Origin of the sequence: Paeniglutamicibacter kerguelensis (genome assembly GCF_017876535.1) — a bacterium.
Taxonomy (GTDB): domain Bacteria; phylum Actinomycetota; class Actinomycetes; order Actinomycetales; family Micrococcaceae; genus Paeniglutamicibacter; species Paeniglutamicibacter kerguelensis.
This window is the reverse complement of the sequence record NZ_JAGIOF010000001.1, coordinates 3,679,945-3,693,998: the sequence shown is the minus strand read 5'-3', so window position 1 is coordinate 3,693,998 and position 14,054 is coordinate 3,679,945. Positions and strand designations below refer to the sequence as shown.

Annotated in this window: 13 protein-coding genes; 8 read left to right on the top strand and 5 right to left on the bottom strand. The window is 66.6% G+C overall.

Annotation, left to right across the window (positions count from 1 at the left end):
* Positions 1–51 precede the first annotated feature (51 nt).
* From JOF47_RS16780 to JOF47_RS16760, 5 genes are all read left to right on the top strand, one after another.
* Complete coding sequence (locus JOF47_RS16780; protein ID WP_245356410.1) at positions 52–1,059, top strand: ABC transporter permease; 1,008 nt, start codon at positions 52–54, stop codon at positions 1,057–1,059.
* A gap of 12 nt (positions 1,060–1,071) precedes the next feature.
* Positions 1,072–2,061, top strand: coding sequence for an ABC transporter permease (locus tag JOF47_RS16775; protein WP_210000483.1), 990 nt, complete (start codon positions 1,072–1,074; stop codon positions 2,059–2,061).
* A complete protein-coding gene (locus JOF47_RS16770; RefSeq protein ID WP_245356409.1) occupies positions 2,061–3,152 on the top strand; it encodes an ABC transporter ATP-binding protein in 1,092 nt (363 codons plus the stop codon). The genes JOF47_RS16775 and JOF47_RS16770 overlap by 1 nt, the downstream gene beginning before the upstream one ends.
* Positions 3,149–4,228, top strand: a complete 1,080-nt coding sequence (locus JOF47_RS16765; protein WP_210000479.1) for an ABC transporter ATP-binding protein — start codon at positions 3,149–3,151, stop codon at positions 4,226–4,228. Before JOF47_RS16770 ends, JOF47_RS16765 begins: the two co-directional genes overlap by 4 nt.
* A 155-nt stretch (positions 4,229–4,383) precedes the next feature.
* Positions 4,384–5,157 (top strand): aspartate/glutamate racemase family protein, encoded by a 774-nt coding sequence (locus JOF47_RS16760; RefSeq protein WP_210000476.1) that lies wholly within the window; start codon positions 4,384–4,386, stop codon positions 5,155–5,157.
* Between the two features lie 38 nt (positions 5,158–5,195).
* On the opposite strand, the gene JOF47_RS16755 is transcribed toward JOF47_RS16760, so the two are convergent.
* From JOF47_RS16755 to JOF47_RS16735, 5 genes are all read right to left on the bottom strand, one after another.
* Positions 5,196–5,642, bottom strand: coding sequence for a UPF0158 family protein (locus JOF47_RS16755; RefSeq protein ID WP_210000473.1), 447 nt, complete (start codon positions 5,640–5,642; stop codon positions 5,196–5,198).
* A 93-nt stretch (positions 5,643–5,735) separates the two neighbouring features.
* Positions 5,736–6,722, bottom strand: a complete 987-nt coding sequence (locus JOF47_RS16750; RefSeq protein WP_210000471.1) for a C-terminal binding protein — start codon at positions 6,720–6,722, stop codon at positions 5,736–5,738.
* Positions 6,723–6,824: 102 nt separating this feature from the next.
* Positions 6,825–8,465 carry a thiamine pyrophosphate-binding protein gene (locus JOF47_RS16745; protein WP_245356408.1) on the bottom strand — a complete coding sequence of 547 codons (1,641 nt, stop codon included), beginning with the start codon at positions 8,463–8,465 and terminating at the stop codon, positions 6,825–6,827.
* The gene (locus JOF47_RS16740) at positions 8,458–10,194 is read right to left on the bottom strand and encodes an amidohydrolase (RefSeq protein ID WP_210000470.1); all 1,737 of its coding nucleotides are present in this window, start codon (positions 10,192–10,194) and stop codon (positions 8,458–8,460) included. Before JOF47_RS16740 ends, JOF47_RS16745 begins: the two co-directional genes overlap by 8 nt.
* On the bottom strand, positions 10,191–11,477 hold the full coding sequence (locus JOF47_RS16735; RefSeq protein WP_245356407.1) for an MFS transporter: 1,287 nt from the start codon (positions 11,475–11,477) through the stop codon (positions 10,191–10,193). Before JOF47_RS16735 ends, JOF47_RS16740 begins: the two co-directional genes overlap by 4 nt.
* Before the next feature lie 282 nt (positions 11,478–11,759).
* Between JOF47_RS16735 and JOF47_RS16730 the strand changes: the two genes are divergently transcribed.
* The 3 genes from JOF47_RS16730 (at position 11,760) to JOF47_RS16720 (ending at position 14,048) form a co-directional block, all read left to right on the top strand.
* Positions 11,760–12,650: an Lrp/AsnC family transcriptional regulator gene (locus tag JOF47_RS16730; RefSeq protein ID WP_210000468.1), complete on the top strand. Its 891-nt coding sequence runs from the start codon at positions 11,760–11,762 to the stop codon at positions 12,648–12,650.
* 157 nt (positions 12,651–12,807) lie between these two features.
* A complete protein-coding gene (locus JOF47_RS16725; protein ID WP_210000467.1) occupies positions 12,808–13,392 on the top strand; it encodes a hypothetical protein in 585 nt (194 codons plus the stop codon).
* A complete protein-coding gene (locus JOF47_RS16720) occupies positions 13,386–14,048 on the top strand; it encodes an RES family NAD+ phosphorylase (RefSeq protein WP_342592822.1) in 663 nt (220 codons plus the stop codon). Before JOF47_RS16725 ends, JOF47_RS16720 begins: the two co-directional genes overlap by 7 nt.
* The last annotated feature ends 6 nt before the right edge of the window (positions 14,049–14,054 follow it).

Sequence of the window (14,054 nt, the reverse complement as noted above, 5' to 3'; positions counted from 1 at the left end):
GACAGGCAATAAAGAACTCGACGGAAAGCAATCAGAACAATGCTCACTTATTTGCGTAAACGGATTGTCTCCTCCGCGCTGCCGCTGGTGGTTGTGGTGGTGGGCGTGTTTGCCCTGGCCCGGATGACGGGAAGCCCGGCAAGCCTCTATCTGCCACTGAACGCCACCGACGCCATGCGGGCGGACTTCATTGCCAAAAACGGTTTGGATCAGCCCGTTTTGGTCCAGATGTTCGACTACTTCGGTGGTCTCTTGCGATTGGATTTTGGAACCTCACTGCGTACCGGGGAGGACGCCGCAGCCATGGCGCTGCGCGCCTTCCCGGCCACGCTGCAACTCGCCGCGATGACCATGGTGATAGCCATTGTCTTGGCCATCATCGTGGGCTCCGCGGCGGCACTGAAGCCAAACGGGGTGCTGGACAGGTTCGCCAGTTTCGTTTCCATGGCGGCTGCCTCGATTCCCGACTTCTGGTTGGCCATCGTGGGCATCTGGGTCTTTGCGATCTACCTGGGGTGGCTGCCCACCTCCGGCGTGATGGGTGCCGCGGCCTGGGTGCTGCCGGTGGCAACGCTGGTGATGCGTCCCTTCGGGGCGCTGGTCCAGGTGATCCGCGGCGCCATGGTCACCTCGCTGTCCGAGCCCTACATCAAGCTCGCCCGGTCCAAGGGTGCCACCGAGTACCGCGTGGTGACGGGCCATGCCCTGCGCAACGCGGCGGCCCCGGCGCTGACCGTTGCCGGCGACCTCACCGTGGGCCTGATCAACGGCGCCGTCGTCGTGGAAACGATCTTCGGCTGGCCCGGCATCGGCAAGCTGATGATCGACTCGATCCTGCAACGGGACTTCGCGGTGCTCCAGGCCTGCGTGCTGCTCACGGCGCTGGCCATCTTCGTCCTGAACATCCTGATCGACCTCGGCTACGCACTGCTTGACCCGCGGGTCCGCCCCGCCGCCGGGGCCAGGGCGCGGCGCAAGACCCGGGCCGTCACGATCGAGAACGAACCGAGCGAACCGATCGAACCCAACGTACCGACCGCCGCTTCGGCGAGCGTCTAGGGGGATACCACCATGACACAGACACTCACTGCGCCCCGCCGGGACCAACGCACCGGCCCGGCCAGGAAACCGAACCTCGGCGGACCGAGCATGTTCCGGATGCTGCTGCGCGACAAGTTCGCCACCGCGGGCGCCGTCATCCTGGCCTTCGTGGTCCTGGTTGCGTTCTTCGGCCCCGCGCTCATGGGCGAGCTGGCCACCAAGCAGAACCTGATGTTCATGAACAAGGCGCCCTTCAACCCGGCCAACGGGTGGGCCTACATCCTGGGGTCGGACTCGCTGGGCCGCTCCGTGCTCGCCCGGCTGGTCGTGGCCACGCGCACCACCCTCATGGTGGCGGTTCCCGCCGTCATGGTGGCACTGGTCGTCGGGTCGCTCTGGGGCGTCTGGGCCGGCTACCACCGGGGCCGGCGCGAGAGCCTCTCGATGCGCATCGCGGACATCATCATGTCCTTCCCGTCGCTGCTGCTGGCCGTGGTGGTGCTCTACGTCTTCAGCCCGTCGGTCGCCAACATCGTGCTGATCCTGGCCGTCACCCGCATCCCGATCTACATGCGCACCGCCCGTGCCGAATCCGCCGAGCTGCAATCGCGCACCTTCGTCGATGCTGCGCGCACCTTCGGCACCAGGCCCAACTCCATCATCGCCATGCACGTGATCCCGGTGGTCACCCCGACGCTGCTGACCCTGGCGACGCTGGAATTCTGCTACGTGATGCTGGCCGAGTCCTCGCTCTCCTTCCTGGGCATCGGAATCCAGCCGCCGGACGTGAGCTGGGGGCTGATGGTGGCCCAGGGGCGCCAGTACCTGCAGACCGCCTGGTGGCTCTCGATCCTGCCGGGCCTGGCGATCGTGATCACGGCCATTGCCGCAAACATGCTCGCCGCGTGGCTGCGCATCGCCACGGATCCGGCCCAGCGCTGGCGCCTGACGCTCGACAAGCCGGCACGCAAGGCCCTGAAGCCCGCATCCCCAAAGCCCGCAGCCAAGGAGGCAAAGTGATGATGGAAGTTCTTGAATCCCGCACCCACAAGCAAACCACCGCCGAAAAGGTCCTGGAGGTGGAGGGACTCGACGTCGACATCCGCACCCCCAAGGGCACCGTCCGGGTCGTGGGCAACGTCAGCTTCACGGCGTACAAGGGACAAACCCTGGCGCTGCTGGGCGAATCGGGCTGCGGCAAGTCCGTGACCGCCAAGGCCATCGCGGGTCTGCTGGACCCGGTGGCGTCCGTGGCCGGGGGAAGCGTTGAATTGGAAGGCGCGGACCTGAACGCGATGAGCCCGCGGCAACGCCGTGAAGTCGCGGGACCGGGCCTGGGCATTGTCTTCCAGGATGCGCTCACCGCGCTGAACCCCGTCTACACGGTGGGAACGCAACTGGGCGAGGCCTTCCGGATCCACCGCGGGATGAACAAGAAGCAGGCCTTGGTCGAGGCCGTCGAACTGATGCGCCGCGTCGGCATCCCCGAGCCCGAGCTGCGCGTCTTCGCCTACCCGCACCAATTCTCCGGCGGCATGCGCCAACGCATCCTGATTGCCATGGCGGTTGCCTTGAGCCCGCGGTTGCTGATCGCCGACGAGCCCACCACGGCCCTCGATGTGACGGTGCAGGCGCAGATCATGCAATTGCTGCGGCGCCTGCGCGAGGAGGAGGACATGGCGGTCGTCCTGATCACCCACGACCTGGCGGTGGTGGCCGAGGAGGCCGACGACGTCTGCATCATGTATGCGGGCAACGTGGTCGAGCGCGGCCCGGTCGCGACGGTGTTTTCCGCGCCCACCCACCCCTACACCAAGGGCCTGCTCGAGTCCGTTCCCACGCACGCGCAGCGCGGGGACGACCTGTCCTCGATTCCCGGAAGCCCGCCCGAACTGCAGCTGATCCCCGCCGGGTGCGTGTACCAGGACCGTTGCCCGATCGCGGCGCAGGTATGCCGCGAGAAGCGCCCCGAACTGCGCCCCAGCGGAGAGAACCAGTTCTCCGCCTGCCACTTTTCGGAAACGTTGTCCGCGGGCGCGGCGCCGAAGCGCGCCGCCGAACCAGTTGCCTCGCCGCAATCCGCTCCAACACCGCAAGGGGAAAACGCATGAGCGTCAACGACATCGATACCCGGAAGCCGAACGTCCTTGAGGTGGAGAACCTGAGCAAGTCGTTCACCGTCTCGGCGGGATCGTCCGGATCCAGGAAGCTGAAGGCGCTCGACGGGATCAACCTCTCGGTCCGCAAGGGCGAAACCCTGGGCCTCGTGGGGGAATCGGGCTGCGGAAAGTCCACGCTGGCCCGCACGCTGATGATGCTGGAACAGCCGGATTCCGGCACCGTCCGCTTCGACGGGCAGGATCCGTTTGCGTTCAGGGGCAAGGCGCTTCTGGCCTGGCGTCGGCGCGTGCAGATGGTGTTCCAGGATCCCTTTGCCTCCCTCAACGCGCGGATGACCGCCGGCCAGATCATCTCCGAACCATTCGCCACGCACCGGGATTTGTACCGCGGATCCGCTGCCCGAACGAAGAGGTTGAACGAGCTGCTGGATTTGGTGGGGCTGCGTGCCACCGATGCCTACAAGACCCCGCAGGAGTTCTCCGGCGGCCAGCGCCAACGCATCGGCATTGCCCGCGCCCTGGCGCTGGACCCTGACCTGATCATCCTCGATGAGCCGGTCTCCGCCCTGGACCTCTCGGTGCAGGCCCAGGTGCTGAACCTGCTCAACGAACTGCAGCAGCAGCTGGGAGTCAGCTACATCTTCATCTCCCACGACCTGTCCGTGGTCCGCCACGTGACCGACCGGGTGGCGGTGATGTACCTGGGGCGGATCATCGAAACGGGTTCCACGGAGGATGTCTTTGACCGGCCGCTGCACCCGTACACCGCGGCGCTGATGTCGGCCTCGCCGAAACTCGACCCGGCCATGCGCCCGGCCCGGCGGATCGTGTTGCAGGGCGAGCTTCCCTCGCCGTTGGATCCGCCCAGCGGGTGCCGTTTCCGGACCCGGTGCTGGAAGGCCGAGGACATCTGCGCCTCGCTGCGGCCGGAAGAAACCACCAGTGTGGCCGAGGGAACGATTTCCCTAGGCATTCCCACGGTCGGACCGCGCGACGAGATGCACATGGCCGAATGCCACTTCCCGGTGTCCAGCGCCGCCGAGGCCGGGTTGGTTCCGGTCGGGTAGCGGGCTGCGGGGTGGACCCGCACCTGAAAGCCGGTGCCGCGCGTGCGTACAAGAACCTGGCCGGTAGTACAGCCAGCTCCTGCGGCTGGTGGCGTTAGGCTGAACCCGTCAGCCGGTTGGAACACCTTCACCGGCCACGCAGAAAGGATTCCCCCTTGTCTGAATATCCGGTCAATGCGAAACGCCGTCAACAATTGGTGCCGGGCCTCATTGGGATGTCGGTGCACACGGATTGCGTGTATCTGCAGGAGATCAACCGCGCGAATCCGCTGAACACCGTGGAGCCGCAAGTCAGCAGCATCAGGATGGTCCTGCAAGCCATCGATTTCGGCCAACTGATCGCGGACCTGAAGACCGGCCGCCGGGATGAGGCCGAGGTGTCGATCCGGCAGGCGCTGGCGGCCGTCCAGCGGGCCGGGGCCGACTTCCTGGTGGTCACCGCGAACACCGTCAGCGCCATGCTTGATGACATGGCCGACGCGGTGTCTGTGCCGGTGCTGGACATCACCAAGGCGGTCTTTAGCGCTGCACGGGAGCAAGGACTGTCCCGGCAGGGCCTGCTCAGCACCTCGCAAACCGCAAAGTCGGGCATCTACCAGGACGGCGCGGCGGAATTTGGATGCTCGGTCATCACCCCGCCGGCCGGGATTGCCGAGGCCGTCGATGAGGCCATCTTCCAGCGGCTGATCCGCGGCATCTGCATCGAGCAGGACGCGAAAACCATCCTGGATGCTGTGTCGTGGTTCAAAAGCCAGGGAGCGGATTCGGTGATCCTTGGGTGCACCGACATGACGCTGCTGGCCGAGCAGTTCACGTTGTCCCCGCTGCCGTTGCTGGACAGCACCGTGCTCCACGCCCACGCGGCGCACTACGTGGCGACCACTGGCGACCTGGACCGCTATTGCGTGCGGTATCCGGCGGGCGCATAGCCTTCCGGCGTTGACGCCTTCACGTTCCGACGGGGTCCCTAGTCAGTCCTGTCCTCGTTGCCGAAACCATGGTCGGGGTCCTCGATGGCCTTGATGCCGACCAGCCACCGGATGATGACCACGCGCATGGCCCGGTCCTTGAACTCGAACCAGGCCTCGCGTTCGTCGGGGAAGGAGCCGAGTACGTCCTTGAAATGCCGGAAGGGGTGGCTGCGGATCAGTGTCTGCTCGAGTTCGGTGCGGGCCCGGCCGTCCGGCAGCGAGACCGCGAAGTCCTCCATGTGTTGGTATGACTCGTAGGGTTCGATGCGGTCGATATAGGCGTAATTGCCCGCCTCGATGTCCTCCATGGCAAGGTCTTCCTCGAAGCCGGGAATCACGATTTCGCCGGTGTCCAGGTTCAGGTAGAACTCGGCACCCAAGGAGTGATCGTCCTGCATGGCCCAGCCGATCCGCTCCAGGTCGAGGTCTTCAAGTTTCAGCATGGTGATTCCTCGCCGCGGGTCGGTGCAGTGTCACTACCAGCCTTGCGCGTGGGCATTGATCGCGCAAGGCCGGTAGCGACGCGGGTCGCCGTCCTAGTTCGCTGCGGCGGGAACCCGGAGCGACGTTTCCGGTTCGGTGCCCCGCAGGACGGCAATGACGTTGCGGGCGGGCAGAGCAATGTACTCGCGCAACGACGCGTCGCTCCGGTAGGCGGTGTGCGGGGTGACGATCGCCGAGGGGTGGTTGACGAGCGGGTGGTCCGCCGGTGCGGGTTCCTCCGCCAGCACGTCCAGCATGGCCCCGGCCAGCTTCCCGGAATCCAGGGCTTCAAGCAGTGCGGCCTCGTCGACCAGCCCGCCTCGGGAAGCGTTCACCAGGTAGGAGCCGTCCGGCATGGACTCCAGCGCCCGGGCGTCGATCAGGTTTTCGGTTTCCGCCGTCAACGGGGTGTGCAGGCTCAGCACGTCGGCCGCGGCCAGCACCTCGTCCAGCCCGGCCTGGCGCACATTGCCGGGCCAGAACTCCGCCGGGGTGAACGGATCGTACGCAATGATTTCCTTGAACGCCGGTGCGGCGAGCTCGGCAAGGTACTGGGCGATCCGGCCGAACCCGACCAGGCCCAGGGTCAGGTTGCCGGGGCGCGGCGGCACCGGGAGCCCGGTGCCTGTCCAGTCCCCGGCCCGCGTGAGGGCCTGGGAGCGCGGGATCTGCCGGACCAGCGCGAGCATTCCGGCGAACGCGTGGGTTGCCACGTCCTGGGTTGCCGCCGAGGGAACCGTACACACGGTGATTCCGGCGTCGGCAGCGGCCCGGACGTCGACCATGTCGAAGCCAGCGGACATGGTGGCGATGACTTTGAGCTCCGGAAGCTCGGCGATCATTCCGGCATCCAGCGAGGCGTAACCCAGGATGATGCCCGAGCAGCCCCGTGCCGCGGCAAGGATTTCCCCGCGGTCGCGGGAGTTCAAGTACTCGGCCTCAAGGCCTGCGGCGGAGAGCAGGTCCAGGGCGATGGTGTGGTCAAGGTCGGCGGCGTCGGTGATCAGGACCTGAGGCGTGGAAAGCGGTGTGGCTGACAAGGGAAACTCCTGAATCTAGGGGGAAGCGAAAGACGGGGATAGACGAATGAGGGCTGCGGGGAAGCGCAAAGGCTTCCCCGCAGCCCCCATTCGGGTCGGCGCTTAGTTGAACAGTGCCATGGGCACGTGGATGAGCTGCACGCCGCCGGCGGCAAGCGCGGCCCGGATGGCCGGGGCCAGTTCCTCGGCGTCGGCGAGCTTGGTGCCGTTTCCGCCGAAGGCCGTGGCGAGCGCCGCCCAGTCGGGCTGCACCAGGTCCACGCCCACCGGGGTGATGGCGCGGTCCAGCTCGTTCTGCTTGATCTCGCCGTAGCCGCCGTTGTCCGCGCAGACCACCACGAGGTCGAGGCGCTGTTCCACGGCCGTGGCGAGTTCCTGGATGGCAAACATCAGGGCGCCGTCGCCGATCACGCAGACCACCGGGCGTTCCGGTGCGCCGATGCGGGCGCCGATGGAGGCCGGCAGGCCGTAGCCGAGCGTCGCGTAGGCGGGGGTGTACAGCAGCGAGTGCGGCGTGTCCTGCGGGACGAAGCTTGCCGTGCCCATGTAGGTGGCCTGCGAGGAGTCGCCGCCGATGATGGTGTTGGCCGGGACCGCCGAGGCGACCTGCTCCGCCAGCGCGGCGAAGGCGGGGGAGAGGGCCCGGGCGTCGTCGCGCATCTGGCCGCGCAATGCGACCAGCTCCGGGGCGGCGGGTGCCCGGTGGTCGCCCAAGGCGGCAATCAGCTGCGGGATCACCGCGGCGCTGTCGCCCACCAGGCCGATGCCGGCCTTCAGGTTCTTATCCAGCTGGGTCTCCAGGATGTCCACGCGCACCACGGTGCCGGCGGGCTTGAGCTCGTTGAACCAGAGCTCGGCCTCGCCGACCTTGGAACCGATCACCAGCAGCACGTCGGCCCGCTCGCAGAACTTCTGGGCGACATCCAGCCGGATGTCCGAGCCGAGCGAGAGCGGGTGCGATTCGGGGATCGCGCCCTTGCCGTTCAGCGTGGTGACGACCGGTGCCTGCAGGGCCTCGGCCAGGGCGAGTACGTCCTTGCCGGCGCGCAGCGAACCGCCGCCGGCCAGGATGACCGGGTTGGTGGCGGCGCGCAGTGCTGCCGCGGCCTGGGCGATCTCATCCAGGTTGGCCGCCTGCGGGGTGCGCGGGGCGACGGCTTCCAGCAGCTCCAAAGGCGCGTCCGAGGGCCCCTCGAGGATGTTCAGCGGAATCTCGATGTGGATCGGGCGCGGACGGGAATAGCGGAACAGCTCGAAGGCGTCGTGGATGGCCTGCACGGCCTCGGCGCCCGAATGCACGCGTCGGGACCATTCGACGATCGCGCCCACGGCGCCGGTGGCGTCCTTGGTCTCATGCAGGGACCCGACGTCCGCGAACTCCTCGCCCACCGGCACACCGGGGGAGAGGATGATCAGCGGGCGGGATTCGCAGTAGGCGGTGCCCGCGGCGGAGAGCGCGTTGAGCAGGCCGGGGCCGGAAGTGGTGATGACCACGCCCGGTAGGCCGGTCTGCTGGGCCCAGCCGTCGGCGCCGTAGCCGGCACCCTGCTCGTGGCGGGAGGTGACCGGGCGGATGCCCAGCGGGGCCAGGTGCCTGTAGAACTCCAGGTTGTGGGTTCCGGGGATGCCGAAGATGGTGTCGATGCCGTAGTTGCGCAGCACCGTCATGACGTCCAGGCCGGCGTTGTTGGCCACGACGCCCTCGGGCAGCTCGATGGTGGCGGCGGGATTCGGGTTAGACATGTGCCGGCTCCTTGGGTGCGTTGGCGGTGCGATCGGTGTCGCGGTCGTCATTTCGGTCGGCGGTGAAGTGGCAGACGCCGTCCACCCAGGTTTCCAGGACGCGGATCCCGGCGATCTCGCCGGCCTCCACGGACAGCGGGTCTACGGCCAGCACGGCGAAGTCCGCGCGCTTGCCGGCAACCAACGAGCCCAGGTCGTCCTCGCGGCCCAGCGCGTGGGCTGCATTGATGGTGTGGGCGGCCAGGGCCTGCGCCGGGGTGATGAGCAGGTCGTCGCTGCCCAGCTTGTGACCCTGGCGGGTCACGCGGGTCGCGGCGGCCTGGATGGCCTCCAACGGCAGCGGCTCGGCGACCGGGGCGTCGGAGCTGATGGTCACCTTCACGCCGGCGGCGATGAATTCGCCCAGCGGGTTGAAGCGCTCGCCGGGGGTGCCGATCGCCTCGGTGACGCCCTCGCCCCAGTTGTAGTAGTGCTGCGGCTGGTTGACCGGGTGGATGCCGGCCGCGGCCATGCGGGTGATCTGTTCCGCGGTTGGGAGGCCGCAGTGCTCGATCCGGTGGCGGGCATCCGTGTCCGGGCGCTCGGCCTGGGCCGCCTCGATGGCGGAAATGACCATCTCCAGCGCGGTGGGGGACTGCGCGTGGGTGGCGGTCTGCAGGCCCAGACGGTGGGCCTTGGCGATCAGCTCGGTGTACGCGGCGGGCTCGTGGTAGAGCTGGCCGGTGCGGCAGGGGTCGCCCACGTAGCCGTCGGGGAAGTAGGCGGTCCAGCCGCCCAGCGTGCCGTCGGCGTAGAACTTGAAGCCCGCGAAGCTCAGCTGCGCGTTGCCGAAGGCCCCGTGCATGCCCATGTCCGCTGCCTCGTCCAGCAGGTGGGAGAGCAGGTACATGTTGACGCGGATCTTGAGCTGGTTGGCCTCGGCCATGCGCAGGTACATGTCGAACTCGCGGCGGGAGACCTGGGCGTCGCCCACGGTGGTGACGCCGCCGGCCAGGAAGCCCTCCTGGGCGATCTGCAGCTGGCGCAGATGCTCCTCGGGGGCGTCGGCAAGGTGGAAGTTGGGGCCGTGGTGCCCGATCTTCACGCCCTCCAGGCCGGTGAGGATGTTGCAGGCAGCGTCCGAGAGTTCGCCGGTGAGCTCGCCGTCGGCGTCGCGGAAGAACTCGCCGCCCGCCGGGTTGGGGGTGTCCTTGTCCACGCCGTGCAGCTCGAAGGTGTAGTTGTTGACGACGCCGCCGTGGCCGGAGGCGTTCATCAGATAGACCTCGCGGTCGGAGGCGACCTCGTCGAGTTCCTTGGCGGTGGGGTGGCGCTGCTCGATGAGGTTGGTCTGCTCGTAGCCGTAGCCGCGCACCGGCAGGCCGTTGGGGGTTGCCGCCGCGCGTTCCTTCAGCAGCGCCACGATCTCCGGGATGCTCTTGGCCTTGTCCGGCCCGCAGTCGACCCAGGTCTTCAGCTGCCCGTACATCAGCGGGTGGGCGTGGGCGTCGATGAAGCCGGGAACCAGGGTGGCGTCGCCGAAGTCCTGCACGCGCGGTTCGGGCAGGCCCAAGGAGGTGGCTGCGGCACGGCACTCGGCCTCGGAACCGACGGCCAGCAGGTAGCCGTCGTGCAACAGCATGGCGGTTGCGGAAGGGTTCTCCGGGTCCATGGTGTGGATGCCGGAGGCGATGACCAACTGCGGCACGAAGGTGCGTGCCGGGGCGTCGAAGGTCTGCAGTTTTCTCATTTTGAGGCCCCAATCGGGTCGTTCATGGTGTTCGGTGTGGCTGCGTGCTTTGGTTCTTCGTCACGGTGCTGCGGGGCGATGGACAGGCAGAAGATGCTCAGGGCGCCCATGGCCAGGAAGAGGAAGAGGACCGGCCAGACGTTGCCGGTTGCCGCGTAGAGCAGCGTGGCCGCCAGCGGGGAGATGCCGCCCCAGAAGGCTGCGGCAACGCCGTTGGACAGCGAGATGCTGGTGTAGCGGGCCTGCGGCGGGAAGAGCTGGGACATGATCGCGGCCATCGGGGCGTAGGTTGCGGTCATCAGCAGGCGCATGGCGCAGAAGGCCACGAAGAGCAGCCACTCGGGTCCGGTCGACATGACCAGGAACTGCGGGATGACCAGGATCATGGAGCCGAGCAGGCCGATGAACATGACGCGCTTGCGGCCCCACTTGTCGCCCAGCCAGGCAACGCCCAGGGTTGCCACGAGTTCCACGAACGCGGCCATTGCCAGTGCGTTCAGGATCAGGGTTTCGTCCAGGCCCACCGACGGATCGGTGCCGTAGGCGGTGGCGAAGGTGGTGGTCAGCTGGTAGCCGCCGGTGGAAAGCGGCAGCAGGCCGACGCCGATCAGCAGCGCCTTCCAGTTGCCGACGATGGCGGTCTTGAGCGGCAGGGACTGAACGGTGCCCTCGACCTTTGCCTCGAAGACCGGGGATTCCTCGACCCGGTTGCGGACCCAGAAGCCCACCAGGATCAGCACGAAGGAGACCAGGAACGGGATGCGCCAACCGCCGTTGAGCAAGAAGTCATCACCCTGGGAGCTCAGGGCACTGAACATCAGTGTCGCCAGCAGGGCGCCGGCGGGGTTGCCCAGCTGGGCAAAGCCGCCATAGAAGGACTTGTGCTTTTCCGGTGCGTGTTCCACGGCCATCAGGACCGCGCCGCCCCATTCGCCGCCGACGGCCAGGCCCTGCAGTGCGCGCAGGACGATGAGGAGCGCCGGTGCCCAGACGCCGATGCTGGCATAGGTGGGCAGCAAGCCCACCAGGGCGGTGGAAATTCCCATGACCAGCAACGTGATGACTAGGGACGGGCGGCGACCGAACTTGTCGCCGATGTGCCCGAAGATGATGCCACCGAGCGGGCGGACCACGAAGCCCACGGCGTAGGTTGCGAAGGCGGCGGCAACGCCGACCGCCCGGTCTGCCTCGGGGAAGAACAACGGGCCGAAGACGAGCGCCGCCGCCGTTGCGTAGATGTAGAAGTCGTACCACTCGATGGCGGTGCCGACAAAGGCAGCCATGCCGGCTCGCCTTGCACGGGCGTGACTGAATTCTTTCACTGCGGCCCTGTTTTGTTCCATGGGAGATTCCACCTTTTCCAGCTCTAGCCAGAACTTGTCTGTGATTCGCACAACTGTAGCCACGGAAAAGCGTGACGGCAAACACAATAAATGCGTCATTTGTGCGGTAATCTTCACTATTGTTTGGATCTTTCGATGTTTGCTCGCAAGGCGAAAAAGATTCACGCGGTCAGACGCAGTTTTTGTTCCAGAGTCGAAACAAACCTGAGATATGAAGGTGCCATGAAAGACCCGCAAAACTTTGACACGGCGATCATCCGGGCCCTGCAGGTCGATGGGCGCGCCAGCTTCCTGGACATTTCCCGGGAGCTGGGTGCGCCCCGGGCGACGATTGCCACCCGAGTGCAGCAGCTGCTGGATTCGGGTACCGTACGGGTGCTCGCGGCGGTGGACCCGTCGTTCCTGGGCCAGCGGGTGATCGCCCATGTGTCGGTCGTGGCCGAGGGACCGGTCCGCGTCATAGCCCAACACCTTGTCCGGGACTCGGACACGGTGTTGGTCTCGGCGGTGGGCGGCGACCACGACCTGATTGCCGAGGTCCGGGTGACGAGCCACGAGGAGCTGCACCGGACCCTGGCGAACGTGCGCCGGCTGCCGGGCGTGGCCAAGATCGACACCCTGGTTTACACCTCGGTGCTCAAGGGCTTCTTCATCTCCAAGTACACCGGGGACGCGTCGATCGATGCCATGGACACCCGGCTGATCGCGCTGCTGCAGGCCGACGGCCGGGCCAGCTACCGGCAGATGGCCGCAGAGGTGGGCCTCTCGGCCACCGCGGTGCGGGTGCGCGTGCAAAGGCTGCTGGATTTGCGCATCATCAAGATCAGCGCGGTGGAGGCGCGCGGCGCACACGGGCGGCAACTCTCCATGGGGGTCGGGCTGAATCTCAACGGCGGCCACGGCGAGGTGCTAGAACAGTTGCGGAACTCAAAGGACGTTGAGTTTGCCGCCGAGACCGTGGGCAGGTTCGATGCCGTGGCGACGCTGGTGGGCCGGTCGCCGGCCGCACTCCTTGATTCGCTCGAGGAGCTGCGAGCGCTGCCCGGGATCAAGCGCACGGCGTCGTGGTCGCACTTGGAAGTGCTGAAGGAAGACTACGCGCGCCGGGTCTGAGGAGGCGTAGGCGCACGGGGACGCGCCCACCTCACGGTGGAAGGGCCCGCGGTTTTCGGCGTCGGGCTCCATGCCGTTGATGTCGCGACGCCCCTAGGCTTCCACGGAATCCACAACTAAACTTGAGCTGTAGGTTTCGTGGGAAGAGGCGGGTCTAATGGCGCAAGAAACCGGACGAACCTGGAAGTTGCGTGGCGGCGGCACCATCGCATATGAACCCAGCAAGGTTGCCTCTGTTGGCGCAACCGAACGGATCGCGCGGATCGTGGCCGACGCAATCGAGGCTGCCGAGGCATCCGCCAGTCTTGGTGCGGCCGTCAGTGCACTTGCGACAACCGCCAGCCCCCAAAGCGCCAGATCCGTGCAGGCAACGGAGAACGTTTTCCGCAGCGCGGAGCAAGAATTCGTCATGCTCTCCAGTGGGGAAGCCGATGCGGAGATTGGATCGAAACCGGGAGCCGGGCGGGCCCGGTCCTGGCGACGCGAGAACCGGGCGCTGGGTATCGAGCGTGGAAACAAGATCCTCTTTCCCAAGTTCCAGTTCACGCGTGAAGGCAAGGTCCACGAAACGATTCTGTTGGTGCTGCGCAAGGCCCGTGACCAGGAACTGACCCAGAATGAAGTGGCGCTCTGGCTGCTCAGCCCCAGCGCCACACTGGATGGACAACGGCCGGTGGACCGACTCAATGCTACCGACGAGGTTGCCATGGCATTCGGGGCGGCCTTCGAAATGGAGTGGTAACGGTGCCCGAACCTGCACCGGTGCCGGTCCCACCGATTGGCGAGATCGACCCGATCGCTTATGAGGTGCCGTCCTCGACGCGGTGGTACAGGGTGTATTCCATCGCGTCGGGGCGCTCTGCCGTGGACTTCAATCCCGGCAGCGCAAGCGCCAAACCCACGAGGTTTGCATTTTTTGAAGACGACAAGAGCGTGAACGTTCCCGTGCTGTATGCCGCCCAAACCGAGGTTTCGGCGGTTTGCGAGTCCATCCTGCATGACGTGCCCGCATCCGGGGGAAACGTCCAACATGCCAGCTACATAAGGGCGGCGATAGGTGCTTTTACGACAAGGCGGCCGCTGACTTTGGCAAATTTCATGGGTACCGGTCTGCGCCGGTTGCGGCTGGAACACGGCCAACTGACATCCACCGATTCCAGGCACCACGGCATCACCGTCCAGTGGGCCAGGGCCGCACACCGTGCCGGCTTCGACGGCCTGATTTGGATGAGCCACCGGTGCAATACCGACCAGGCCATCGTGCTCTTCGGGGACCGCGTAAGATCCGGGGACCTCTCGCTTGATCCGGGGTATGCCAGGATCTTTTCCAATCCCACGGACAGGGATTGGCTCGTCGACATGTGCACGCCACTGCACGTCGAAGTGGTGACGCGCTGACTCGGA